This window comes from Halalkalibacter lacteus, assembly GCF_036663595.1.
GTDB lineage: Bacteria > Bacillota > Bacilli > Bacillales > Bacillaceae_D > Halalkalibacter > Halalkalibacter lacteus.
In genome coordinates this window covers 1-25,197 of the sequence record NZ_JAWRVL010000043.1, presented here as the reverse complement: position 1 = coordinate 25,197, position 25,197 = coordinate 1, and the positions used below count along the sequence as shown (strand labels likewise).

Below are 25,197 nucleotides of genomic sequence, written 5' to 3'. Positions count from 1 at the left end.
ATAGAACACTTAAAACATTGCAGCGGCTTCGCTCATTGCTCCGAGATTGTTCAAAAAGGTAAAAAGCGACCTTTTTGAACAATCTCTCTTACTGGTTAAATCGACGAAGTTCGCGTTCTACTCGTTGAACTTGCTGGTCTAGAGTTTCTTGTGCATCTTCACCAAGTGCCATTGCGTGAAATGCTTGAGCAAAAGCATCTGTTAGCACAGGATACGCCGGTGTAGTAGGACGTGCATGTGCCGTGTTCACAACTTGGTCACGAATGATTTTCTTTGGTAGCTCATTATATACTTCCATGCTTTCAAAAGCAGACTTACGCGCTGGAGGCATTCCTGTTACTTCAGATAACCCAATCGTTGATTCTTCGTTCGTCATCCACTGCATCACTTGATAGGCCGCTTCTGGATGTTCTGCTTGTGATGAAATAGCATAAGCCATACTACCTGATGGAGATTTTGGAACTTCACTATACGGATATGGCATCATACCATATTCAAAACCTGCATTTTCAGCAGAAACAGCAATCCAAGGTCCTCCAAGTGCCATTGCAGCTTTCCCTTCTTCAAACTGTGTTTCTGAAGGCGTAAGACTTACAACACCCTCTTCAAATAAGCTCTTTACAAATTCAAACCCTTCAACACTTTCCGGTCCATTTAAATAGCCATCAACCGTTGTGCCATCTTCAGAGATTAACTCTCCACCATTTGACCAAATAAACGGCGCACCCATATACGTGTACCACTCACCAACACCATAATTCATAAAGAGATTTAAACCATATCGGTCATCTGTTGTTAATTGTTTTGCTACATCCATAAATTCGGTCCAAGTCCAGGCATCTTCAAGCGTTGTTGGCGCTTCAATGCCAGCCTCTTCAAAAATTTCTTTATTATAATAAAGTACGACTGATGATTCCATTGCACCTAAAGAGTATAACTCCCCGTTGTACGTACCTTGTTCAATAATCGAATCAACAAAATCTTCTTTGTCTTCATCTGAGATATACTCAGTAACAGGGGCAATAATCTCAGCATCTGCATAACTAGCAACGAAAGGACCATCAAGCGCCAATACATCTGGTAAATTCCCAGCAACTAAAGCCGCGTTCAAGCTATCGTTATACGAGCTACCACCATCATCCATTACAACCTCAACATTGATTTGAATCTCACCTTCATGAGCTTCGTTAAATTCTTCAATACGCTTTTTATTAAATTCCGTCTCATCTTCACCTGATTGGTGAATCCACATATCTAGTTCAATCACTCCAGCAACTTCTTGAGTGTCACCCTCGTTGGAATTCTCCTCATTTGAAACCTCTTGATCATTATTGCTACAAGCGACCAACATCACACTAACCATGAGCATAAAAATAAAAGATAATTTTGCTCTACCCATCATTCATTCCCCCTTATCATTGTTTTTCTAAGTCTTAAGAAACTAGCAACACTAAAAATCTGTAATTAGCAAACTCCAAATGTAAGAGCTTACAAATATAATATAATCTATAGGCGCTTTTATGTCAAACGTTTTCACAAAAACAAGTCACAATAAATTTATATCACTATCAGCTTTAACACTTATAAATCAGCATTAATATAAAACTTCTCTATCATTACCTACTAATTCATTCTAATATAAAAGCCAATATAACCAAAAAGTAAGGAAGCGTTGTCATATTAAGTTATCGTATACACTCTTCCTCATTATACATTGGAATCACAAACTACCTTTTTTACACTAAAATATTAGTTTGTTTAACATTAATCCCTAAAATACATATGTCATACGTTACCACATTCATGCTATACTTGTTAACAAAACATAATATAATACCGAATCGAGCGCTTATTCTTTATTATTCGATTTCTGTCTGCTATTTTTTAATAAAGACTTTTTCACCTATCATTTAAATTCCAAGCAAGGGAGAAAACTATGGTAAATATAAAAGATGTTGCAAAAAAAGCTGGCGTGTCCGTCACAACTGTTTCACGAGTGATTAATAACAGAGGCTATATCGGCAAAGAGACACGCAAGAAAGTCGAAAAAGCTATGGCTGATACTGATTATTCTCCAAACCAAATTGCTCGTGCCTTGCAAAAGAGTCAGTCCTATCTCTTAGGTGTAATCGTTCCTGACTCCGGACATCCTTTTTTCGCTGAGTTAATTAAAAATATTGAACTATTCGCTTATAAAAACAATTATAAAATTCTAATTTGCAATTCATTAGATGAAGCTGAAAAAGAAACAAAATATATAGGAATGCTTAAAGAAAATCGAGTCGATGGCATTATTATGTGTAGTCAAACATTGGATATAGAAGAATATAAAAAGATAAGGTTGCCGATTGTATCGTTTGATCGGATTATGTCAAAGGACATTCCTTATGTAGGATCTGACAACTTTAACGGCGGTACCATTGCGACGGAACACTTAATAGAAAGCGGTTGCAAAAATTTATTACACTTATCTGGTCCTCTTGATTTAGATGTATTACCTAATAGACGTGCTGACGCATTTAAACTGACATGTATGAAACATGACTTGCCTTTTAAAATCATTGAGAAAGAATATAGTAGACTTTCGTTCTCTCATTACAACAATTATGAGTTGTTTATTGAAAAACAAGTCTCACATGAACTCCCTAATTATGATGGAGTGTTTTGCAGCAATGATTTGTTGGCATATGCTCTGTATATCTATGCACAGAAAAACAATATTAAAGTACCTGAGCAACTAAAAATTGTTGGATATGACTTTAATTCCTTTACTCAGATGTTACAAAACCCAAAGCTAACCACAGTTAAGCAGCCGGCTGACCGTCTCGGACGAGAATTATGTTCTACTTTAGTTAAGATGATTGAGGACAAGGATGACGATAAACCGAACAACACCATTGTTGATGTAGAGCTTGTAAAAGGAGAAACGACATAAGAGTTAGGAACGCAACGCCTGTTGAAGGACATCAAAGAAGGTGACTCAACAGGTCGTTTTCTGACCCTTTAAGTCACCTCTTACGCGACATCATCTACTATGGTAATAAAGTATTCTGTTTTCCCTTAATTCCATAAGGTAAATACTCTAAAGAAATGACAAGAACCGAGTGCTAACACTCGGCTCGACAAACTTCGAGCGGTGCCAGGCACCTACCGCTTTTCCGGTTCTGGATAGTCATACCCCTTCGTATCGACTATCATTTTTTGCACCCGTTGCTCTTCAACTGGTTTATCGAGATAGTCACGTTCAGCATGTACAATCTCATCAACCGTTTCCATTCCTTCTAGTACTCGTCCAAACCCAGCGTATTGTCCATTCAGGTGGGGAGACTCCTCTACCATAATAAAAAATTGCGAGCCAGCTGAATTCGGATCATTCGCCCGCGCCATTGAAAGGACACCACGCTCATGTTTTATCGGATTCTCGAACCCATTCGCATTAAATTCGCCTTCAATGGAATAGCCTGGTCCACCTGATCCATCTCCCACAGGGTCCCCGCCCTGAATCATAAATCCAGGGATAACACGATGAAAGAGCCCCCCGTCAAAGAATCGATCTTCCACTAATGAGATAAAATTAGCTACTGTATTCGGTGCTATATCCGGATAAAGTTCAAGAACGATCTCGTCTCCACCTTCCATCGTAATCGTGACAATTGGGTTTTCCTCAACAATTGGATAGTCGGTTTCTTTACCTGTTTGTTCTTCTGTTTCCTCTGTTAGTTGCTCTTCTACTTGTTCTTCGTCAGACTGAGTTCCACAGCCTGCAAACATAAACAGCAAAGCCGCTAAAAGAACAAAAAAAGCTTTCTGTGTTGATAAAATTCTTCTCATCATAATCCTCCTCACAAATCAGGTTAAAAAAGCCAATAGACCCCAGCTACTTTATAGAGGCTACTGAAAAAGTAAAACACGACCTTAAAAAAGATCCTCGAGGAAGCGACAATGGCTTCGCACGTTGCTCAAAGCCTACTAAAAAAAGGTGAAAACAAACCTTTTTCAGTGGGCTCGAAAACGACCTTTTTCAGTAGCTCCATATACGTGTAATGGGGTTCTTTCGCTTATTTTTCTTTTAAGTGCTCACTACGCCATTTCGTGAACTCTAAATATTCGCGGAATTGTTCTTTGCTAATACCTGAATCCATAGCCTCTTTCACTAATTCTACCCAAGCTTCATCGAGCTTGTGATCATCACTTTCCGTCTTCTCACTTAACAATGCTTCCACAGAGACACCTAACACAACTGCCACTTTTTCTAAAAATTGAATAGAAGGATTTGTTTGGATGTTTCGCTCAATTGAACTAACATATGATTTTGCAACCCCTGCTCGATCAGCTAGTTCAGACATTGATAGCCCTTGTTCAAGTCGATGCTTTTTCACGCTTTCACCTATCATGGAAACCTAGCCCTCTCTCTTAAGTACATACACATTCTTTTAACTCTAATAGCTTATCAGCTATTGAATTAAAAAAAAAGCTCTACTCAACTCGAATGGGGACATCAAATAGCTTTAAAAATACCTGTAACTCCTCTATGCTTAATCCACAGTCCTGCCATTTAATAAGCTATGACTAGTGTTAGTATCGCTATTCTCTAGACTGTGTCAAAACTGTGACAGTCCTGTGACGAGAACAGCCTCCCCTTCGACAAAAACCGTGGTAAAAAGAGAATTTACCACCCTTTCCCAAGGAAGAAAATGAACTTATAATAGAATAGCCATGTAGATAATGTATTTTAAAAATATCTTCATTTTAGTAAACGATTGGTGGGAGCGTTTTATTTAAACAGCCAATTCATGAAAATCGCCAGCATAATGAAAAAGAGAGGAAGAAGATATAATGCCATTAATGTGAAACCAATTTGGCAACATTAACATTAATGGGATCAAGCTTATGAACTAATTCCATAATTCAACAATCTAATTTCCAGTATGCGAGGCTGATAAACGATGTATGTATATGTAGATAACAACAATAAAAAAGCAGAATTCATGAACCTATGGAGTCAAATAGCCCGAGAAAAAAAGTACCCAATAACAGAGCTTCGAGCTAACTCCGAAGCGTTTATTATCAAGAATAAAGAAGGCTTAAGTATAGGAACAATCGAATTTATTCGGTGCGATAAAGATCTTGCCAACAGCAGCGACCTTATTAACATAACCAATGATAAACGCATTAAAGAAAATTTGAAACATTCGTATCAAATTAGGAAAATGGGGTTAAAAAGCGAGTTTACTAACACAAAAGTATTATACGATTTATTGAAACTAGCTGCCATGTATGCTAAAAATAATGGTGTGAGGTATTATGTTAGTTATCTAGAGAAAAATCATTATCACCTTTTAACTGATAAGTATAAGCTTCGAGTTGATAGGCTTGGTGAAAATGCATTCTTAGCAAAAAGAGAATGTGTACCCGCCCTTATTGATATTGAAGATACCATTTATAACACTCGTGGTTACCCCCTTTATATTAAGTCGATCGCTTATGTAGTCCAGGGAACAAAAAAAGTTAAGTCATTGTTCGTTTGATTTTTGGAACGTGGATATGTTCTACTTGACTGATACTAACATTAGATCCTTAACTAACTCACACAAACTATTGTGTAAGTTAGCTTTATTAAATTGGGCACCTGTTAAGACAGGTGTCATTTCTTATTTACTAATGCAAAGTAGTTGTTTTTAATACTCTATTTCCTCATAATCTTTTGGCTGAGGTACCGGCTGCCTTTTTTGACTGGTAGAACGATCATGTATGGTTTGCAGCTCTTCTTGCCTCTCCTTAGCACCTTTGTCATTTTGCTTTATTTGTTTTTTCATGCTGACACCCCCTTCCAAATTGATCTTTAAATTCATGTGCTACTTTTAAAGGATTCCACCAAGCATAAAAAAAATGCAGCCAAATCTGACTGCTAATCCAATACATTTCTATTTAGACAGAAAAATATTTAGTTTGTCCATAAGCGTATTAATGCCTTTACTGTTTACTAAAGATTTCTCCTCACAAAAGTGGCAAAGTAATTTTGAAGGATCTGACCCCCACTGCGGTCATGCAAAAGTTCCAGTGGCGGCACATGTTAACGATGCACCCCTCTCAACTCCCACACGACCATTGAATCGACAATCAGCTCATCAGCTCCCATTAACGAAAGGTCCTTCGCATCTTTCTTCGTTGGATACACGCGAGTCGTTACGCTTCGACCATCGACTTATCTAAAAATACTCGTAGTTTCAAAGGTTCACCTTTCTTAAGGCCAGTGGCCCCACCTTGTATCCCCCTTGTTTTTTCTTTGCGGTCAAGCGTTGTCTTTGTACGATCGACGAAACATTCTCTCGCACGATAGTCATAATACAGCACAGTTTCTTCCGCACGATCCTTTGATTGTCTCATATACAAACCGGCAGACCCTTCCTCCTGCGGTTGAAACATCACTTGAATTTCTAGCATATCTCCTGAAATGCCCTTCAATGATTGATTGACTTCAGCAATCGTTACGTTCTCCACATCGAGTAGCTTTCTCTTTCGAAGGGCTTCCACTTCAGCAATCGGCCTAAACTTCAAACGGTCATCATCCGCTAAATAAAGTTCAACAGGCAACCCACCATTATGTGCCCAGCCAGAAGCATACTCATATTCGATCGGTCGCTCACCTTGCGCAATGGTAAATAAAATCAGGCGCCCTGTCTTAGGATCAATCATCGCAGATGGACCAGTAAAGTGAAAATCACCTAAGTCAAACAGCTGCGGCTCTTCTACATCAGGGATAAACGCTCCATTCTCGCGGTCCCACTGCCCGATCCAGTAGAATACCTCGACGTCAGCCTCATCACCAATTGGACTAATGATAAAAATATACTTTTCGTTGCCTTTGCTATCCGTTCCAAGCGATAGAAGAATCGGGAGCTCCCACACCCTTCCTAAATGAGGGTGTTTGCTATAATCACTTACATAAAGAGGACCTCTATAAAACCATTCCAATAGATTCTCTGATTCAAATAACAAAGCCGTTCCCCCGCGCCCATTTATGCCTGAGCCGACAAGTTGGTACCACGTGTTCCCTTCTTTCCAAACGAATGGATCACGAAACCCGTCATCATCTAAGTCAAATCCTTCTGGCTGCAACAACACAGGTTCTGGATGTTTGACCCACTTTCTCAGCTCTAAGTCACCATCACTTTTGACTGTGCTTTTAGCAAGGCCAATCATTTGGTTCGGAAGAAATCGATTGTTCCCAGCTGTAAAAAATAAAACAGGGACTCCTTCTTCATCATAATGAGCACATCCTGACCATGTACCATCTGGATCGACACTCTCCTTCTCAGGTGAGAGGGCTACAGGCATATCCTTCCAATGAATGAGATCATCACTAACCCAATGCCCCCAATGAATGTTTCCCCAATAGGGCCCTTGCGGATTATGCTGATAAAAGAGGTGATACTTTCCTTCATAATAGAGCGGTGCATGTGGCTCATTCATCCAATGTCCCGGTGCAGTTAGATGATACTGCGGCCGATGCTCATCTAACGTAAAATCATTACGATGAATTCCGATATCCTCGAGCTTGATTTCAGGAATTTGTCCGCCATGAACTGACAAATACGCTTGAAATTGTTCAAGTAGTTCATCCGACGACAAAGCTCGCCCGTAAATACAAACCTCGTCCATCAGACCGCTAAACATGCCAAGAGAAAAGGTTCGCTCGATCATCTTTGGATCGTTATGCCCTCCAATGACGAAATCCTCATCAGCGGGAACGAGGTGAGTCCCTTTTTCTATTTGCTTTTTCGCCACTTGTCTCCCATTTACATACATCGCAAGCAAGCCCTCCCTAGCGCCATACGTAGCAGCAATATTTGTCCATTGGTTCTTTTGCACTTTCAGTTCCTCTGTAGAAATCTCAACCCATCCACTTGTTAATCCAACTTGAAAAGAAACCGTTCCATACTTACGGAAACCAAGAATGAATCCTCTCTCCTCTTTGCGCAAGTGTTGATTGACCAACGCTGTGATCCCTTCTTCCTCTATGCCCCCGAAGGTGTGAGGCGCCACCCATACTGAAATCGTCATCGCACCTGTCGGTAGGTGAAAGGCTTTCTTATCCCTTTTGATATACGTCGAAAACCCATCAAACCATAAAGCATTCCCTTGAATCCCTTTTCGACGTTTGATGCTTCTATTAGGCTGAAAAGCTGCGTCATGAAATACATAGTGCACGGGGTCACAAACGTTTTGTACCTTTTCAAATGTCGATTTTCCATCTCGCTCTTGAAATGTCCACTGTGCAACGAGGTCTTTTTTTACCGAAGAATTTCTTACACTCACAGGTTTCACCCTCCATCTCTCATAAAGAAGCCGGAACTTAAAAGACTGTTCCGGCTTTTTCTTGAATCAATGCTTATAAGTTTGCGTTAAAACGGTCTAAGCCTTCTTGATAGATCTCCATTAATTCGCTTAGTCCCATTTTTTCTAGCTGGTCAACATACGAATCCCACTCTTCTTCAATTCCACCATTTAATAACCAAACGGCTTGTTTCTGATTCACAAAGTCCAGAATATCGACTTCAAGGCGATTAATTCGGGCGAGCTCCTCTTCTGTGAAAAAGATTTGCGGGAAATTTTCTTCCACTAAATAAGGTGCATACACTTCTTCAATATCTTGTAAACGTTTCTTCGCACGTGATTCCATATCAACAACCGTTCCAAAATGCTCCGCTAACACGACGACCGGTCCATTCGGAGCCACTTTTTGGCGAAGTTCGCCCATCGACACACCTTCTTCTAGCTCTTTGTTTACTAACATCCCATTTTCATCTTCTTCATAAATAATGCCAAGTGGTCCCCAGCTAATTTGAGCAGACATTTTTGGCTCATATAACTGATCTACCCAACGCATCGTAATTTCAGGATGCTCGTTTGCTGATGTAATGACAAACGCAGCTCTTCCGTATTCAGAATAATTGGAACGACCAACCATTTTATGACCATTTGGACCTTCTAGAGGCGGCAAGAGAACATAGTCATCGGCACGTTCTGGTCCAACGATCTCTTCTGTCTCCCACCAAATATACGAGCCAAGAGTTGCAGGGCTTGTCTTCCCTTTTGCAAAATACTGACTGACATCATGTGTAAACGATTCATCATCGATTAAACCCTCTTCAATCCATCCATGAAAATATTCAATTGCTTCCTTATACTCCGGTTGAACGACTGTGAAAATCACTTCTCCATCACGCACGATTTGATGATCAACATTGTCAGGAATGCCAAATGCAGCAAACATATCACCGAAGTTCCCAGTCCAGAAGTTATACATAAAGCTCATTGGAATGACATCATCTTTCCCTGTACCATTTGGATCTTGATCTCTGAATGCACGTAAAACATCGCCATACTCATCAAGTGTTGTCGGCATATCAAGCCCTAACTCATCCAACCAAGATTTGTTGATCGATGTGAAGTTTGGAACAGCACTCAAACCCATTTCTTCTGCTCTAGGCAAAGAATAAATATGACCATCTGGTGCGGTAACCATGCTTTTCAACTCAGGTCTCAGTTCAAATATTTCTTTCAGGTTTGGAGCATACTCTTCGATTAAATCCTCTAACGGAATAATCGATCCTGCTTGACCATATTTAACAATTTCATGATCTGAAAACTCAGCATTGTAGAATGCATCAGGAAGCTCGTTACTAGCTAACATTAAATTTTTTCGTTCTTCATATCCATCTCCAGGAATATTATTCCAATCTATATACATTTTTATGTACGTTATTATTTACTGATGATTTCCTCACCTTAAATCCAAATTCTATTGCAGTAAGGTTATCGTAATCGATTACGTAATCAGTGCAAAGGAGAATGCTCTCCATTACACTGATCCTCGAGAAATAAACTGAGTAGGTAATAATACCGATTCCTTGTTCCTCTCGTTTCCCTTCTTAATCCTATTAAGCAATATATGAACCGCTTTCTCTCCGATTTCATAGGATGGTTGTTCGACCACTGCTAATGGTGGCGTTGTAATTTTCATCCAATCATAATCATCGAAACCAATAATGGCAATTTCATCTGGTATTTTGATCTGTTTTTCATTGAGGAACCGCAGAGCACCCATTGTCATTACATTATTCGAAACAAACAATGAAGTAACCGCTTTCTTATTAACCAATTCTTTTGCTTGCTTATACCCTTCTTCAAAACTAGGGGTTCCTTCTTTTATTAGCGACGGTTCGACTGTCAACTTATTTTTTTCGTGTGCTTTCTTATATCCTGTTAATCGATCGTCGCTTGTCGTCATTCCAAGGTGCCCAGTAATAAAACCAATTTTCTCGTGTCCCTTTTTTATTAAGGTCTCAATCGCTTCAAAAGTACCTTGGTAACTATTCGCCATAACCAGATCACCATCATACCCTTTAGGTTTACGGTCAATAAAAATGACTGGGTAATCTCCTGAAAATACTTCGTCATACTCAGTAACATCTTCAGCTGTCGGAGCTATAATCAGTCCATCAATTAATTGAGTATTAAACAGTTTTATTTGTTCAAGTTCTGTCTTAAGATCTTCATGGGAATTGCCTAAGATGAGGTTATACCCTTTCTGTTTAACGATTGTTTCAATCCCATTAGCGATTGCCATAAAAAAGAAGTTTGACGTATCCATATACACCATTGGTACGATTAAACCTATAATCATTGACTTTCGACTTCGTAAACTTTTCGCTACTAAATTAGGCTTATAGTCTAGCTCCTTCATAGCTTGAAAGACTCTCACCTTTGTCGTTTCTGAAACAAACCTTGTTCCATTGATAACATGAGATACTGTTGCTGTTGACACATTGGCAACTTTCGCTACATCCTTTATGCTTGTCATAGGTTCTCCTCTTTAAAGCGCTTTCTTAACTAACATGATTGTCACGTAATCGTTTAACCGAAGCTTATAATAAAGTGAACATTTTGTTAATTAGAAAAAAATGTTACTAACTAAAGTGAATAGGCTGCCCCCTTCGTACACGTAAGGACACTGAAAAAGGTGAAAATCGCACGTAAAAAGATTTTTCGAGGAAGCTGCATTGGCTCTTTACGTTGCAGCCTGCTATGCATAGCAGGCTTTAAAACAAAGCAACGGCCACTCCATCACATAAGCGGCAACGTGACCGTCACTCTTGTCCCATCTTCCAAATTCTCAAAGCAGATCGAACCTTTATGCTCTTGGATCATTCTTTGCGATATCGACAATCCGAGTCCTGTCCCTTCTTCTTTTGTTGAAAAGAACGGTTCACCTATTCGTCCGATGATTGATACTGGAATGCCTGGGCCATTATCGTTCACTTCAATGACCGCTTCTTTTTCATCTAGCTTTTTAACCGCGATCGCTACTGTGCCACCCTCATTTCCAGCTGCTTCGATTGCATTTTTCATTAAATTGATCACTACTTGTTTAATTTGCGACTTATCTACGTACACTCTTACAATTGACGTTTCAAACGAACTTGTAATGTCTACGTTATGCAAAGTTGCTTCATTTCTCATAAATTCAACCGTCTCATTGACGATTTCCGTTAGGTTGTAATAGTCTCTCTTAGGTGCACTCGGTTGCGTCGCCATGAGAAAATCATTGACGAGTTGATTCATTCGGTCCATTTCGCTTAACACAATATCACGAAAATGGTTCTCCTTTTGATCTTCAAACAAAAACTGTACAAATCCTCTTACTGATTGCATCGGATTACGCAACTCATGCGCCAATCCCGCTGATAGCTGCCCAAGCAAGGATAGTTTTTCAAGCCGTATTAATTTATCATCAAACTCATCATAGCTTGATTTTGTCGCGTTTTCGATAATGACGGACACAACCGATGATAAGCGCTTGATCGTTTCTATTTCTTGTTTCGTGAAAGCATACGGATCTGGATCGATCGCACAAACGGTTCCAAATAACTTTCCATTCGAAAGATAGACAGGCATGCCGAGGTACGATCCGATATTCGCTTCATAAATCGCATCGAACACACTAGCTCTCGCGTCTTTTTTCGTATCATGTATAATTAACGGTTCCCGACCGTCACAAGGGATCAGGCTTCATAAAGAATGATCTTTAGGTAATTCCATCCCCTCTTCCAAGGAGCAGCCATTTTGGTTAAACACTTTAATCACTTTAAACGTTTCTTCAATATGACTAACAAAAAGTGTCCTAGCTCCGATTGACTGGCTCGAAAACCACAACATATCTTCCAATGCCTGTTCAAAACGACTCGTCACAACAATCCCCCCTTTAAACAAAGTAAACAACTAAATTGAGCTTCTCTCTTTACTCAAGTAACTATAGCTACCGGATACGTAGACTACTATCATTTTACCAGTATATTTCCTTGTTTACCTGTGTAAAATGAACTTTCTTTTTTTTGGGGTGCCAGGTACCTATTGACATCTTTACTAAAGAGGAGTAAATTCTCCTTATCATACAAATATATTTTTAACCTTTTATTCGCTTAATCTATGATTTTAGAGCGGGGGAACCAATTAGGATGGCTAGAAATCGTCCTTGGGGTGAATCTTACTATGTAAGAGGGGATACTCTTGAGTCCCTAATCCGACAGCTAACCTCGTCAGCGTTTTTTCGAGAGAAAGGGTCTTAAAGGACCATTCTTTGCGATGGTCTTTTTTATTTGCTAAAAAGGAGTGGATATAAATGGCAGATAAAAAGAAACAGTTTGCCGTTATTGGTTTGGGGCGTTTTGGTGGAAGTGTTTGTAAGGAGTTATACAAGATGGGACACCAAGTATTAGCGATCGATCTGAATGAGACAAAAGTGAATGAGTTTACAGCATTCTCTACTCATGCAGTCGTTGCAAATTCCACAGATGAAAAGGCATTGCAATCTCTAGGGATCAGAAACTTCGAATATGTCATTGTCGCCATCGGTGATAACATTCAATCAAGTATTTTAACTACACTCGTATTAAAAGAAATGGATGTTAACAATGTTTGGGTAAAAGCACAAAATATTTATCATCATAAGGTACTTGATAAAATAGGAGCGGACCGCATTATTCACCCTGAGCAAGATATGGGGATTCGGATCGCTCAACATTTAGCTTCTGAAAAGATTGTCGATTATATTGAGTTGTCTGATGAATATAGTATCGTTGAGTTACTAGCAACCAAGAAAATCGACAATCGTTCGCTTATTGATTTACATGTTCGGGCGAAGTACGGATGTACGATTTTAGCGATCAAAAGAGGGGAAGAAATTAATGTATCTCCCCTACCAAAAGATATGATTTATCAAAAAGACATTCTAATTGTCATTGGCCACAAGAACGACCTCAAACGATTCGAGGAAGAAGGTATGTAACAATGTCACGCGCGAGAAAAGGCATTTGGCATCGGAAAATCAAATAATTATTCATTTATTAACGATTGTGGTTATTAGCTTATTTGCGGTATTCCTCACTTTCTTCGCGTTAGCTAACAGAAAGTGCTCTTTTTTATGATTGTATTGGAAGGTTTGGACCACTAACGTTAGCCTTTTCATTAGCAAGAACAAAAAAATCGGGAAGTGCCAGGCACTTCCCGATTTTTTTCATCCTTATGTTTACTCCGCCCGAAAAAAGGTTATTTAACAAGTAATTCAACTTTAAAGGAGGAGTTCATCATGCTTTACAAAGCTAGTACTATTCAATCTTGTACTGTACAAGCAACAGACGGTGATTTAGGAAAGGTGAAAGATTTGTACTTTGATAGTGAAAAATGGACGATCCGCTATTTAGTTGTTGATACATTAAAATGGTTACCAGGAAAAAGAGTGCTCGTTTCTCCCGTCTCTTTCGATAATGTCGAGTTAGACAATAACAATATTTCGATTTTTTCATCAACAGACGAAATAAAAAACAGCCCTTCTGTAGAAGAGCATCAGCCGATCACCCGTGTAAAAGAATTAGAGCTTCATAGCTATTATGGTTGGTCACCGTATTGGGTTGGCGGCGGTTTGTGGGGACCTGGCAATCTCCCCCTCTTATCTACGAAAGAAGATCAGCAATATGTAACCGAAATGGAAGATGACCAATCCTTTTTAAGAAGTGTTAATGAATTAAGAGGACAAGTATTTGGCTATAACGTCAAGGGGATCGATCATGAAGAGTTAGGAACAGTCGTTGACTTTGTCATAGATGATAACTCTTGGGTCGTTCATTATCTCATCATTGATACAGGTGATTGGCTACCCGGACGAAAAGTGGCCATTTCTCCAGAATCAATTGACTCAATTGACTGGGTAGCAAAAGACATTACGATTAATCTAAGAGCAGCAGAAGTTGAAGAACACTCAACTGAAACGGGTTCTGTTCTGGAATTAGAGGAGATTCCAGTTGATAACCTAAGAACAAGACACCTTTTAAATAAATAATGATTAGTAGAGGTGACTCAATGGATATCCCATTTCATGAGTCACCTTTACTTGCTTGTACATACCTTTCATACAGGCCCAACCATATTTCTTTCTAACCCTGATTAATTGCATATGAAACTAAAACGACTAAACTAGGCACCTATCTAAAAGTAGTATAAGGTTTAAACACCTTTTTTCTTTGATTGGATGTTTGAATTAACCGATGGGCTTTTTCTAAAAGGGTGATTTCGCTTTGCTGAAGAGGTTTCATATGGCAGACTTTATTTCTGATTGTGATCGTTTGCCGTAGTAGTTTGTAATCATTCAGTGTGATGGGGAGAAGTTGATACGTTTCAACGTGGGTCAGGATGTTTGCATACGTGTCATTCACATAAAGATGTTGCTGCCGATTCAGTTTTTTTAGCAGAAGATTTTTCAAGCTCGTTTCGATGTCATATAGAAGCGAATAAGCCTCTAGTAACATAGTTTTTTTAGATATCATATATATATAACCTCCTATTTATTTAGTATTTTGGTTAGATTTTACTTTTTATTTCTACACTTATTATGTCAATTCCTGCTTTTATTTTCAAAAAAGAAAGGACCCTATAATAGAGTCCTTTAATCATTACGCTTTGTTTACGTTTGTAGCTTGAAGTCCACGTTGACCTTGTTCAGTGTCAAATGTAACTTTTTGGCCTTCGTCTAAAGATTTAAATCCTTCGCCTTGGATAGCTGAGAAATGTACGAATACATCATCTCCACCTTCAATTTCGATAAAACCGAATCCTTTTTCTGCGTTAAACCATTTTACTGTACCTTCTTGCATGTTTGTTTCCTCCTATGTGGAACTATCCCACAATTTATTACTATCATTGCTCAATTAGATATCAAAGGCGAAAAGTTTAAACTCTTCTTCTTTCTTACAGACCGAACAAAAATAATTCTTGTTTAGAATAACAGATTTTTTCTAGAAAAGCAAATAGTTAGTTATTGGAAAAAGAGATCGAGTGCATTAACACTCGATCAATTCAGCTACCTACCGCATAAAGAGCAGCTGAGCAATTTTAAAATTTTATCCGAACGAACGGTGTTTATTTCTTTTTGTCGGATATGAAAGCGCTATTTTTTATCTCCCATCAGCAATTAGTCACCATATCCATCCGGATGATGCTGATGCCAATTCCAAGCGTGTTTAATCATTAAATCCAATGAAGAATACTCTGGGTTCCATCCAAGTTCTGACCTTGCCTTATTAGATGAAGCAATCAATACAGCCGGATCGCCCGTTCTTCTCGGGGCAGTGACGGTCTTAATATCGATCCCTGTAACGGCTTTACACGTTTCAATTACTTGTTTTACGGAAAAACCATTGCCATTTCCTAAATTGTAAATGCCGCTTTTTTCTTCCTTTTCTAAACGTTGCAACGCAAGATAATGGGCTTGTGCGAGATCTAGAACATGAATATAGTCACGGACACACGTCCCATCCTCAGTAGGATAGTCATCCCCAAACATGCTCACATGTGCTCTTTGTCCTAATGCAGCTTGGAGAACAATCGGAATGAGATGAGACTCTGGTTGATGATCTTCGCCAATTTTCCCTTCTGGATCAGCGCCAGCTGCATTAAAATAGCGCAGACAAATGGATTTTACTCCATATGCTTCGTCCGCCCATTTCAGCATTTTTTCGATTGCGAGCTTTGTTTCACCATATGGATTTGTTGGGATCGTAGGCGAGTCTTCCGTAATCGGAACCGATACCGGTTCCCCGTACGTAGCAGCTGTTGACGAAAAGACAAATTTCTTCACCCCATGTTCAACCATCTTCTTAATTAAATGATAACTCCCGATCACATTATTCTCATAATACTTTAATGGGTCCTTCATACTTTCACCAACGAGCGAATCCGCCGCAAAATGAATCACAGCCGAAATATCATTCTCAGAAAAAATCTTATCTAAAAGATCGGCATCAGCCAACTCACCTTGATAAAAGGTTGCACCTTGTACCGCTTCACGATGCCCTGTTTGTAAGCTGTCTAATACAACAAATTCCTCATTTTTTTCTTTTATATACAATAACGTATGGCTACCAATATAGCCTGCACCACCAGTAACGAGGGTTGTCATCATTTCACTCCTATTCTTTTCATGTCAATATGTAATGTTATAAACTAATAGTACTTAGCATTGCCAATTATTTCAATAGAGAAATCGGGAAGCGTACAGGATTAATGGAGTGCAACTAACGACGTAAATAAAACGGAAGCCGCGCTATCCATTGCTCGGCTTCCGTTTTTAATCGACAAATTTCGGGCGCTGCCAGGCACCACTTAAGCCGTCTCTCTCACTTTTTCCTCAGTTGGTTTTTCCTTCGATAAGAACCAACCTCCTAAAGCAATTAAGATCAGCACCACGTAGAAAGTGATTTTCCATGCTGATGAATGAGCAAATTCGTGAGGCAACACGTCTAAAGCAGGGTGTGACAACGTGTAAACAGCTAGCTTTACCCCAACCCACCCAACTATAAAAAATGCAGCAATTTCTAACCCAGGTCTTGCATGCAATAATCGAACAAATAAATTAGCGGCGAAACGCATTATCACGAGACCGATAAATCCACCAGCAAAGATCACAAGAAACTTCCCGCCATCTAACCCACCAATTGCCGGCAAGCCGGAATCTGGTAGAACAACAGCTAATGCGACTGCTGCTAAAATCGAGTCAACCGCAAACGCAATATCTGCTAATTCCACTTTAAAAACGGTTCCCCAAAATCCAGATTTCTTTTTCTTTCCACTCTCTTGCGCGTCTCCACTGTTTTCTTCGACATTTTTAATAAGTAATTTTCTAAAAATATGATTACATGCAATAAATAATAAATAAAGTGCACCAATTGCTTGTACTTGCCATACATCTATTAAGAATGAAATAGCAAATAGTGAGCCAAATCGGAAAACAAATGCTCCTGCAAGTCCGTAAAACAAGGCTTTCTTTCTTTGTTCATCCGGAAGATGTTTCACCATAATGGCTAAAACGAGTGCATTATCTGCGGCCAACAGCCCTTCAAGTACGATTAACATCAAAAGTACCCAGCTGTATTCTAATATGATTGATAGTTCCATCTAATGAAAAACCTCCTATAAATATAGTATGTAACAGGCTTATTTCTCCTCATTGCACGTACCTTCCAACCCTCCTTCGTAGCCTGGCAATTTAGTAATCTCGAAAATAAAAACGATCATTGTAGAATCTGCTTATAAAATCAAAAAAACCTTTACCGAATACGGCAAAGGTTTTTTTGAACAGAAAAAGGCCTTTACCATAAACAAGTAAAGGTCTTGCTAACAACGTAATGTCGCCAACAAAGCCGGGAGTGTGTACTCCGTAATGACGACTTTATTGTAAAAGCTACTCCCCTTTAGGAGAACTATTTAATTTTAATAATGTTATCATAAGTCGACCTGACAGATTTGTCAATAAGATGAACGAATGAAATAATGGACACATATGCTGTAATTGATTATTTTCATGAATTTGCACATAGATATCCTCAATTGGATTATACTGAATAGAATACAATAGCAATTGCTAGAGAAAGGAACATAAACATGTCAAACGAAACACCAAAAAAGAAAATTAACCTACAAGAAGCAATCAAACAACAACTTGAAAAGAAAAAGAACCAAGCTTCAGCAGGTAAACCAAATAATCACCTGAACCAATCAACAAAAAAAATGAAAAGTCAGCAAACCAAAAAGCTAAATAACCAACGAAAAAGAACTGGTGTGTAATTTTACTGAATCGGGAGGTGCCTGGCACCCCCGACTTTTCTATTTTAAATAGCAACTCGCTATTTTTTAGCATTTCCCCTGTCATTCCCTTAACTTCCAACACGATAATCGCAACTTTCAACCGCTTATTAGCAAATTCCGGATCTAAGGCATGATACGAAAGACAAAAAGAGCGCATGATCCACTCAAATGATTCCTTCTTTTTCTTGTTATTTCCGACAAAATCCGGGAGGTGCCAGGCACCCCTTAAAGCGGCAGCCTAACTTCCACAGTAGTGCCTTGATGTTCCTTACTCTTAATTGTAATTGATCCATTGTGCTCATTGATAATCCGATAACACAACATTAACCCGAGTCCTGTCCCTTTTTCTTTAGTACTAAAGAATGGTTCTCCTAATTTTTCAAGACGTTCTTCACTTATCCCCATACCAGTATCTGATACTTGAATAAGGAGGTTCCTTCCTTCAATAGAGGGTTTAATTATAATCGTTCCCCCATTTGGCATGGCATCAATACTATTTTTCAGGAAGTTAATGAATACTTGCTTCAATTGGTTTGGGTCACATACGATGTGCGGGATCGTTTGTTCGAATTCCTTGAAAATTTCCACATTTTTCAAATGAGCCTCAGGTGCTAATAACGTTTCGATTCCGTTAAGTAAGTCTAACAGATTGGTTGATTGCAACTTGATTTTTTGTGGTTTAGCTAAATTAAGAAACTCTTTAATGATTTCCTCAATCCGATTAAATTCATCAAAGATGATCGGAAAGTATTTTTCTTCGATGACTCCTTGTTTAAAAAGTTGAACAAATCCTTTAATCGATGTTAATGGATTTCTAATTTCATGGGCAATGCCCGCAGCTAATTCTCCAACGACAGATAACTTTTCAGACTTTGCAAGAAGTTCTTCTGCTTCTCTCTTTTCCGTTATGTCTCTGGCAACTCCTACAACTTGCCCGACATTATTATCATCACCTATGATCGGGGTAAATAGCACTTCAAGCAATACCCAATTACCATCACTTTTCGCCCACCTGTACTCAGCTTGAGTTATATCTTTGGTTTTAATGGTTGAATCAAACATCTCCCTAAATATTGGTTGATCTTCTGGATGAATATTCTTAATCGGACTTCTACCTTCAAAATAACTAGATGGGTAAGCTAGCAGTGTTTCATGGGAAGGAGAAACATAGGACATCTTTCCATCCAAATCAAAAATAGCAATGAGGTCTGTCATATTGTCTGCAATTAATTTGAACTTTTTCTGACTCTCCCGTAACGCTTTTTCCGCTTCTTTTAATCTCGTAATATCTATAGTTGAACCAACGATCTCAATGACTTCTCCTCCCCTTCTTACAGGGTTTAACGCGACAAAATAATAAATGCCATTTAGTTCGCCTTCGAATGTTACATTTTCTTTCCCTTCCCATGCATTTTGAAAGGCAGCGGCCATTTTTTCGGCCTCATCCTCTGGGAGAAGCTCGAATACGGTTTTCCCTACAACTTGTTCAGGAATCAGACCATAATTATACAATAACTCACCATCGCACAACGTATAGATAAAGTCATAGTTGACCTTTTTGACCTTAAAGATCACTCCTTGTTGCCTTCTAACAGTATCTTGTAATTCTTTTCTGGCCATTCGCAATGTTTCCTCGATCCACATTCGTTCGTTTACCATATCTGAGATTCCAAATTCTTTTACAATCGATTCGATATCACCATAGTTCTTTTCAAATTCGAAGGAAGGTAGAGGTTTAGTAAAGAAAAAACCTTGTCCTTCATCACATAAATGCTGTTGTAAAAAGACAAGTTGCTCCCTTGTTTCAATCCCCTCCGCTACAACGTTTAACTGCAAACTATGAGCCATTGAGATAATTGTTTTTACAATCGTTTCATTATTCGGGTTACGATTTAATTCCCGCACAAATGATTCGTCAATTTTCAACGTATCAACTGGAAATTGGTTTAAGTAGTTTAACGAACTAAATCCAGTTCCAAAATCATCAATACTAAGCCTGACTCCGAGACGCTTCAATTCTAATAAAATGGAGATCGTTTGATCAATATCAGCTGTCATACTTTCTGTAATTTCAAGTTCCAGACACTTTGGGTCTAATTCACTTTCTTTTAAAATGCGTGCAACAGTCGCAACCAAATTGGTTTGAGAGAATTGTTTAGGCGACAAATTAACAGAGATTGTTTGCGCTATTGAACGATTTTCATTCCATTTTTTCATTTGAGTACATGCAGTGTGTAATACCCATTCTCCTATTGGGATAATGAGTCCGCTATCCTCTGCTATCGGTATAAAATCTGCCGGGTACACCATTCCCCATTTTGGATGATTCCAACGAACCAATGCTTCTGTTCCAATAATTCGACCTGTTTTTAAATTTACTTTAGGTTGGTAAAGAAGCACAAGTTCATTCCGTTCGATTGCTCTATGCAGCTCCATTTCCAAAGCTAATCGATTAAAATGCCCATCACTTTTATCGGAGTAAAACTTATATGTGTTTTTCCCTGCATGTTTCGCTTGATACATAGCAAAATTAGCGTGTTTTATGAGTATTTCTACGTTCTTACCGTCATCTGGGAATAAACTGATTCCAATACTAGGCGATGTGAAGATCTCATAATTATTTATATGAATAGGTGTTGCGATCACATCAAGAATCCGTCTTGTCACCTTGGCAGCTACGTCTCGATCTGCATCATGTAATACAACGATAAACTCATCTCCGCCATGTCTGAAAACAAGGTCTGAATCCACTACCGTTTCCTTAAGACGCTTACTTACTTCTTTTAATAAGAGATCCCCCATTGAATGTCCCAATGTATCGTTAATGTTTTTAAATCGGTCAAGGTCTATGAATAAGATAGCGGCATTTTGTTTTTTTTCTTCAGCTATACGTAACTCTTTTGAAAGACGTTGTTCCAACATATTTCGGTTTGGCAGCCCTGTTAAGTAATCATGATAGGCCATGTGTTCAATCATGTCTTCTGTCTTCTTTTGTTCGGTAATATCCTTTGCGATTCCATAAATTCCAACAATTTCTTTGTTTACGATGATCGGAGCACTTGTCACGTTTAAAAATATGGCGTTCCCATCTTTGTGCATAACTCTAGTGTTTAACGATTGCGGTTTGCCTTTTATGGAGACTCCAAATGATTCTATTGCCTCGTTTATGTCATCTGGGTGAATAAGGTTTAAAAACGGCGTGTTTAGTAATTCAGAAGAGTGATATCCTGATATATTTTCAACTGCCTTATTTACGCTTGTAAAATTACCGATTAGATCAAAGGAAAAAACGGCATCGTTATTATAGTCAAACAGCGACTTATACCGCTGTTCCTTTATTTCAATTTGTTCTAGAAGTTTCTTGTTCTCTGTTATATCTTTAATCATTACATAAACTCCGACAATTTCACCATTATTGATAATAGGAAGATTTGTTACATGAACATCTGCTACATTACCGTTTTTAAGAATCAGTCGACTTTCATAGTGAGTTGCTTTTCCCTTTGTCGCTTCCGTGAAATTTTTACTTGTTATTTCAAAGTAATTAGAATCTATAAACTTTTTAGCATGTTGATTTTCCCATTCATCTTTTTGAAAACCTGTTATTTTTTCCATAGCTTTATTAGCTGAAAGAATCATCCCATCTAGACTTAGTTTTACAACGACATCTGGATTTTGCTCAAATAATGAATAATAGTCTTGTTCGGATTGTGAGAGCTTTTGTGATTGAATCAAGATCTTCCGGTCAATCCGGGAACTTAAAATGAACATAAAAAGAGTTAAAATAATTCCAATTCCTAAAAATATCGATAATAAATAATTGTTCTGTATGACTTCTTCATGACCTATATGTTCGTGAACAATAATTGTCGTACCTATTAAAGAGATATAATGCATACCCATAATACTGATTCCCATTAAAGCACCAAGAATCATTTGCGTATGCAACGATGCCTTCCCCTTATTATTAGATATTTGTACAACCTTTTTAAATATGAAATAGGTCGGAATCATGGCTGCGAATATTGAGAGTACTATATACAATGGTTTATAACCTAAGCTCTCGTGACTGACATTCATCGCAACAAAATGAATCACAACAAAGCTCAACCCAAGTGCTAACCCTCCAATCATGATGTCAAGATGGCTCTGACTTTTGATTGCCTTCACACATAAAATCATAGGGATCGCCATTACCCCTACAGCTATGAGTAAAATTAGCAGTAAATCTGATAAATGATAGAAATGAGCCATTTCAAAAATCATCATACTTAAAAAGTGAGCAGTACATACACCTACCCCAACTACAATGGTTCCACTACATAACCAGAAAGCACGTCTTTTCCCTTTTTCGATAGGGATTCGGCTCAGAATATCAATCCCAGTATACGAAGCTAAAATAGCAATACTAATTGAAGCAGCAAATAAAATAGGATTGTAGTTATATAAAATACTAGTTATCATCTAAATTCCACCTTACCTTTTCAGTAACCCAGCGATCATAATCAAAGCTTCTATGCATTAGACCCGTGGCTTTGCGTCCCTATCTTTTAATAGGTTTGCCATCTCGTAGATTTCTTATACAAGGTTCTACTAGTAGTATAAAGTCTATTAGCAATAGATAATAGAAAGAATCAATTAGAATTATCGACAAAAACTGCGGATGCCTGCCACTGTATATTAACGCATCACGGTATAAAGCAGCAGGCGCCTAAAAAACCATTTAGTTCATTCTCTTTGGAGAGATGAATATAGTAAAATCGTACTACGATAAGGATAAAGTAAATTTAATCTACGTTTGATCGTATAAACTACGGAAAATAAGAGACAATGAAAGGTCGGGGCATTAAACGTGGCCTGGAAAAGTATATATTAATTTACTGACAGAAAAAGTTAGGAGTAAAAACAAGACATAAGGGAAAGCTTTAGCGTTCTCAAATAAAAAGAACGATTGACCTTATTGAGCGTGTTCTGTTCGTTTCATTAGTAGCTTACAGCACAAGAAAAGAGTCACTAGATACCTAGCGACTCTAAAAACGATCGACAAAAACCGGGTGGTGCCAGGCACGCTACGTTAGTTTATAAACGATCCCTTGGTAAGGTTTTAGTTCAAAGAAATCAATTTCTTCTGATGTGTCCTCATAGTTGTTAATCACAAGTTCTTTTGATGTATATTTAATCAGTTCAGGCAGTTCAAACTTCACCACTTCACTTGAGAAACTACAAATAACTAACCACTTTTCGTCTCCTAACGTTCTTGTATAGGCAAAAATGTCTTCAGAATCTTCATGAATTAAATCAAATGTTCCGTAGACAACAATTTCGTTCTCTTTTCGTATCTGGATAAGTTTTTTATAATAATGAAAAATGGAATTTGGATCTTGTAGCACTTTTTCTGCATTGATCTCTTTATAATTTGGGTTCACATTAATCCACGGTGTTCCTCTAGTAAATCCTGCATTTTCTGTGTCATCCCACTGCACTGGTGTTCTGGCATTATCACGACCACGCTCATAAATCGCCTGCATGACTTGATTTGGATCTTTTCCTTGCTCATTCACTGCTTCATTGTACATATTTAAAATTTCTAGATCGCGATAATCGTCAATTGATTCAAAGGCAACATTGGTCATCCCAATCTCTTCGCCTTGATAAATATACGGTGTTCCCCTCATCATATGAAGGCATGTCGCAAGCATTTTTGCTGACTTCTCATAGTACTCTTTATCATTCCCAAAGCGCGATACCGCACGCGGCTGGTCGTGATTGTTCCAGTACAAGCTATTCCAGCCATTATCCGCTAAGCCGTACTGCCATTTTGACAATATCCCTTTCAGCTCTGTTAGTTTCCAAGGCTGTGGTGTCCACTTTCCTCCAGGACCATTTCCGACATCAACATGTTCAAATTGAAAGACCATGTTTAACTCGTTACGTTCTGTTCCCGTATAAAGTTTTCCTTGTTCTGCATTCACACCTGGCATCTCACCAACAGTGAGCACATCATAGTTTGACAGCACTTCTTTGTTCATTTCTTGTAAAAATTCATGAATGCGAGGTCCGTTCATAAAGTACTGAGATCCGTCACCATATTTGTTAGCGCCATGAATCTCACCATCAGGATAGCTGTTATCTTTTGAAATAAAGTTAATGACGTCCATGCGGAAACCGTCAATTCCTTTTTCGAGCCACCACGTCATCATCTTGTATACTTCTTGACGTAATTTTTCATTTTCCCAGTTTAAATCTGGCTGCTTTTTACTAAAAATGTGTAAGTAATACTCACCAGTCGCCTCATCGTATTGCCACGCTGAACCTCCAAATACTGAGCCCCAATTAGTTGGTGGTTTCCCGTCTGTTCCAGGCTTCCAAATATAATAGTCACGATACGGATTATCCTTTGATTTCCGCGACTCGGCAAACCAAGCATGTTCATCAGACGAATGATTAACAACAAGGTCCATTACAATTTTCAAGCCACGATCATGTGCGCCCTGAAGGAGCTCATCAAAATCACCCATTGTACCAAACTCGTCCATAATGTTTTGGTAATCACTAATATCGTAACCATTATCATCGTTTGGTGATTTGTATACGGGCGACAGCCAAATGACATCAATGCCAAGCTCTTTTAAATAATCGAGCTTTGAAATAACTCCTTGTAAGTCACCGATCCCGTCTCCATTTGAATCCATAAAACTCCTCGGATAAATTTGATAAACAACACTCTCTTTCCACCATGCCTTTTCCATTCTTTCCACACCTTCCTTTATCTAATTAGTTTATACGTTACTAAGGTTGTTCAAAAAGGATGGCTTCCCCTTTTTGAACAATTTCGAAGCAAACTTATATCATAAAATGCTTTTATTTAATCGCTCCTTTTGTCACTCCACTAATAATCCATTTCTGTGCAAATAAATACACAATTAACATTGGCAATAATGCGAGTAAATAAGACGCAAAGGCTAAGTTATAGTTCACGCTAAATTGCGATTGGAA

20 protein-coding genes, 1 pseudogene and 2 riboswitches are annotated in these 25,197 nt (G+C 38.5%); of the genes and pseudogenes, 5 read left to right on the top strand and 16 right to left on the bottom strand.

The genetic code is table 11. The features are described 5' to 3' along the window. Nucleotides 1-88: 88 nt before the first annotated feature. The gene (locus SAZ04_RS19940) at nucleotides 89-1,402 is read right to left on the bottom strand and encodes an ABC transporter substrate-binding protein (protein WP_332698688.1); all 1,314 of its coding nucleotides are present in this window, start codon (nucleotides 1,400-1,402) and stop codon (nucleotides 89-91) included. Nucleotides 1,403-1,936: 534 nt separating this feature from the next. On the opposite strand from SAZ04_RS19940, the gene SAZ04_RS19930 reads away from it, so the two are divergent. Further along, nucleotides 1,937-2,935, top strand: a complete 999-nt coding sequence (locus SAZ04_RS19930; protein WP_431309037.1) for a LacI family DNA-binding transcriptional regulator — start codon at nucleotides 1,937-1,939, stop codon at nucleotides 2,933-2,935. A 212-nt stretch (nucleotides 2,936-3,147) separates the two neighbouring features. Here the strand turns inward: SAZ04_RS19930 and SAZ04_RS19925 are convergent, their stop codons facing one another. Both SAZ04_RS19925 and SAZ04_RS19920 read right to left on the bottom strand, forming a co-directional pair. Continuing rightward, nucleotides 3,148-3,831, bottom strand: coding sequence for a peptidylprolyl isomerase (locus SAZ04_RS19925; protein WP_332698697.1), 684 nt, complete (start codon nucleotides 3,829-3,831; stop codon nucleotides 3,148-3,150). Between the two features lie 227 nt (nucleotides 3,832-4,058). After that, nucleotides 4,059-4,394, bottom strand: coding sequence for a helix-turn-helix domain-containing protein (locus SAZ04_RS19920; RefSeq protein ID WP_332698685.1), 336 nt, complete (start codon nucleotides 4,392-4,394; stop codon nucleotides 4,059-4,061). A 552-nt stretch (nucleotides 4,395-4,946) separates the two neighbouring features. Between SAZ04_RS19920 and SAZ04_RS19915 the strand changes: the two genes are divergently transcribed. Further along, entirely contained in the window at nucleotides 4,947-5,528 is a 582-nt protein-coding gene (locus tag SAZ04_RS19915; protein WP_332698683.1) for a hypothetical protein, read from the top strand. A 150-nt stretch (nucleotides 5,529-5,678) separates the two neighbouring features. Here the strand turns inward: SAZ04_RS19915 and SAZ04_RS19910 are convergent, their stop codons facing one another. The 6 genes from SAZ04_RS19910 to SAZ04_RS19885 form a co-directional block, all read right to left on the bottom strand. Further along, on the bottom strand, nucleotides 5,679-5,816 hold the full coding sequence (locus tag SAZ04_RS19910; RefSeq protein ID WP_332698682.1) for a hypothetical protein: 138 nt from the start codon (nucleotides 5,814-5,816) through the stop codon (nucleotides 5,679-5,681). 370 nt (nucleotides 5,817-6,186) lie between these two features. Further along, nucleotides 6,187-8,319: a LamG-like jellyroll fold domain-containing protein gene (locus SAZ04_RS19905; RefSeq protein WP_332698681.1), complete on the bottom strand. Its 2,133-nt coding sequence runs from the start codon at nucleotides 8,317-8,319 to the stop codon at nucleotides 6,187-6,189. Nucleotides 8,320-8,392: 73 nt separating this feature from the next. Beyond that, on the bottom strand, nucleotides 8,393-9,754 hold the full coding sequence (locus SAZ04_RS19900; RefSeq protein WP_332698680.1) for an ABC transporter substrate-binding protein: 1,362 nt from the start codon (nucleotides 9,752-9,754) through the stop codon (nucleotides 8,393-8,395). 111 nt (nucleotides 9,755-9,865) lie between these two features. Beyond that, nucleotides 9,866-10,867, bottom strand: coding sequence for a LacI family DNA-binding transcriptional regulator (locus tag SAZ04_RS19895; RefSeq protein ID WP_332698679.1), 1,002 nt, complete (start codon nucleotides 10,865-10,867; stop codon nucleotides 9,866-9,868). Between the two features lie 263 nt (nucleotides 10,868-11,130). Then, nucleotides 11,131-12,042: an ATP-binding protein gene (locus SAZ04_RS19890; protein ID WP_332698694.1), complete on the bottom strand. Its 912-nt coding sequence runs from the start codon at nucleotides 12,040-12,042 to the stop codon at nucleotides 11,131-11,133. A gap of 33 nt (nucleotides 12,043-12,075) precedes the next feature. After that, a complete protein-coding gene (locus SAZ04_RS19885) occupies nucleotides 12,076-12,255 on the bottom strand; it encodes a hypothetical protein (protein ID WP_332698678.1) in 180 nt (59 codons plus the stop codon). Nucleotides 12,256-12,472: 217 nt separating this feature from the next. After that, nucleotides 12,473-12,623, top strand: a riboswitch (cyclic di-AMP (ydaO/yuaA leader). Between the two features lie 62 nt (nucleotides 12,624-12,685). Here SAZ04_RS19885 and SAZ04_RS19880 point away from each other — a divergent pair. Continuing rightward, the gene (locus tag SAZ04_RS19880) at nucleotides 12,686-13,351 is read left to right on the top strand and encodes a potassium channel family protein (protein ID WP_332698677.1); all 666 of its coding nucleotides are present in this window, start codon (nucleotides 12,686-12,688) and stop codon (nucleotides 13,349-13,351) included. Nucleotides 13,352-13,651: 300 nt separating this feature from the next. Beyond that, complete coding sequence (locus SAZ04_RS19875; protein ID WP_332698676.1) at nucleotides 13,652-14,401, top strand: PRC-barrel domain-containing protein; 750 nt, start codon at nucleotides 13,652-13,654, stop codon at nucleotides 14,399-14,401. A gap of 142 nt (nucleotides 14,402-14,543) precedes the next feature. Here the strand turns inward: SAZ04_RS19875 and SAZ04_RS19870 are convergent, their stop codons facing one another. From SAZ04_RS19870 to SAZ04_RS19855, 4 genes are all read right to left on the bottom strand, one after another. After that, nucleotides 14,544-14,885, bottom strand: coding sequence for a hypothetical protein (locus SAZ04_RS19870; RefSeq protein ID WP_332698675.1), 342 nt, complete (start codon nucleotides 14,883-14,885; stop codon nucleotides 14,544-14,546). Nucleotides 14,886-15,011: 126 nt separating this feature from the next. Then, on the bottom strand, nucleotides 15,012-15,212 hold the full coding sequence (locus tag SAZ04_RS19865; RefSeq protein ID WP_332698674.1) for a cold-shock protein: 201 nt from the start codon (nucleotides 15,210-15,212) through the stop codon (nucleotides 15,012-15,014). Nucleotides 15,213-15,529: 317 nt separating this feature from the next. Continuing rightward, nucleotides 15,530-16,516: a UDP-glucose 4-epimerase GalE gene (gene galE / locus SAZ04_RS19860; RefSeq protein ID WP_332698691.1), complete on the bottom strand. Its 987-nt coding sequence runs from the start codon at nucleotides 16,514-16,516 to the stop codon at nucleotides 15,530-15,532. Between the two features lie 203 nt (nucleotides 16,517-16,719). Next, a complete protein-coding gene (locus tag SAZ04_RS19855; protein ID WP_332698673.1) occupies nucleotides 16,720-17,511 on the bottom strand; it encodes a TerC family protein in 792 nt (263 codons plus the stop codon). Between the two features lie 486 nt (nucleotides 17,512-17,997). On the opposite strand from SAZ04_RS19855, the gene SAZ04_RS19850 reads away from it, so the two are divergent. Then, nucleotides 17,998-18,180: a hypothetical protein gene (locus SAZ04_RS19850; RefSeq protein WP_332698672.1), complete on the top strand. Its 183-nt coding sequence runs from the start codon at nucleotides 17,998-18,000 to the stop codon at nucleotides 18,178-18,180. 246 nt (nucleotides 18,181-18,426) lie between these two features. On the opposite strand, the gene SAZ04_RS19845 is transcribed toward SAZ04_RS19850, so the two are convergent. The 3 genes and pseudogenes from SAZ04_RS19845 to SAZ04_RS19835 all read right to left on the bottom strand — a co-directional run. Next, nucleotides 18,427-22,665 (bottom strand): EAL domain-containing protein, encoded by a 4,239-nt coding sequence (locus SAZ04_RS19845; protein ID WP_332698671.1) that lies wholly within the window; start codon nucleotides 22,663-22,665, stop codon nucleotides 18,427-18,429. Nucleotides 22,666-22,684: 19 nt separating this feature from the next. Then, nucleotides 22,685-22,775, bottom strand: a riboswitch (cyclic di-GMP riboswitch). 495 nt (nucleotides 22,776-23,270) lie between these two features. Beyond that, the gene (locus SAZ04_RS19840; RefSeq protein WP_332698670.1) at nucleotides 23,271-24,950 is read right to left on the bottom strand and encodes a glycoside hydrolase family 13 protein; all 1,680 of its coding nucleotides are present in this window, start codon (nucleotides 24,948-24,950) and stop codon (nucleotides 23,271-23,273) included. 112 nt (nucleotides 24,951-25,062) lie between these two features. Further along, nucleotides 25,063-25,197 (bottom strand): annotated as a pseudogene (locus SAZ04_RS19835) (carbohydrate ABC transporter permease); the annotation flags it as partial.

Bases quoted from the DNA above. Each gene is read 5' to 3' on its own strand.
- SAZ04_RS19940 (WP_332698688.1), bottom strand. From the start codon at position 1,402: ATGATGGGTAGAGCAAAATTATCTTTTATTTTTATGCTCATGGTTAGT.
- SAZ04_RS19930 (WP_431309037.1), top strand. From the start codon at position 1,937: ATGGTAAATATAAAAGATGTTGCAAAAAAAGCTGGCGTGTCCGTCACA.
- SAZ04_RS19925 (WP_332698697.1), bottom strand. From the start codon at position 3,831: ATGAGAAGAATTTTATCAACACAGAAAGCTTTTTTTGTTCTTTTAGCG.
- SAZ04_RS19920 (WP_332698685.1), bottom strand. From the start codon at position 4,394: ATGATAGGTGAAAGCGTGAAAAAGCATCGACTTGAACAAGGGCTATCA.
- SAZ04_RS19915 (WP_332698683.1), top strand. From the start codon at position 4,947: ATGTATGTATATGTAGATAACAACAATAAAAAAGCAGAATTCATGAAC.
- SAZ04_RS19910 (WP_332698682.1), bottom strand. From the start codon at position 5,816: ATGAAAAAACAAATAAAGCAAAATGACAAAGGTGCTAAGGAGAGGCAA.
- SAZ04_RS19900 (WP_332698680.1), bottom strand. From the start codon at position 9,754: ATGTATATAGATTGGAATAATATTCCTGGAGATGGATATGAAGAACGA.
- SAZ04_RS19895 (WP_332698679.1), bottom strand. From the start codon at position 10,867: ATGACAAGCATAAAGGATGTAGCGAAAGTTGCCAATGTGTCAACAGCA.
- SAZ04_RS19880 (WP_332698677.1), top strand. From the start codon at position 12,686: ATGGCAGATAAAAAGAAACAGTTTGCCGTTATTGGTTTGGGGCGTTTT.
- SAZ04_RS19875 (WP_332698676.1), top strand. From the start codon at position 13,652: ATGCTTTACAAAGCTAGTACTATTCAATCTTGTACTGTACAAGCAACA.
- SAZ04_RS19870 (WP_332698675.1), bottom strand. From the start codon at position 14,885: ATGATATCTAAAAAAACTATGTTACTAGAGGCTTATTCGCTTCTATAT.
- SAZ04_RS19865 (WP_332698674.1), bottom strand. From the start codon at position 15,212: ATGCAAGAAGGTACAGTAAAATGGTTTAACGCAGAAAAAGGATTCGGT.
- galE (WP_332698691.1), bottom strand. From the start codon at position 16,516: ATGACAACCCTCGTTACTGGTGGTGCAGGCTATATTGGTAGCCATACG.
- SAZ04_RS19855 (WP_332698673.1), bottom strand. From the start codon at position 17,511: ATGGAACTATCAATCATATTAGAATACAGCTGGGTACTTTTGATGTTA.
- SAZ04_RS19850 (WP_332698672.1), top strand. From the start codon at position 17,998: ATGTCAAACGAAACACCAAAAAAGAAAATTAACCTACAAGAAGCAATC.
- SAZ04_RS19845 (WP_332698671.1), bottom strand. From the start codon at position 22,665: ATGATAACTAGTATTTTATATAACTACAATCCTATTTTATTTGCTGCT.
- SAZ04_RS19840 (WP_332698670.1), bottom strand. From the start codon at position 24,950: ATGGAAAAGGCATGGTGGAAAGAGAGTGTTGTTTATCAAATTTATCCG.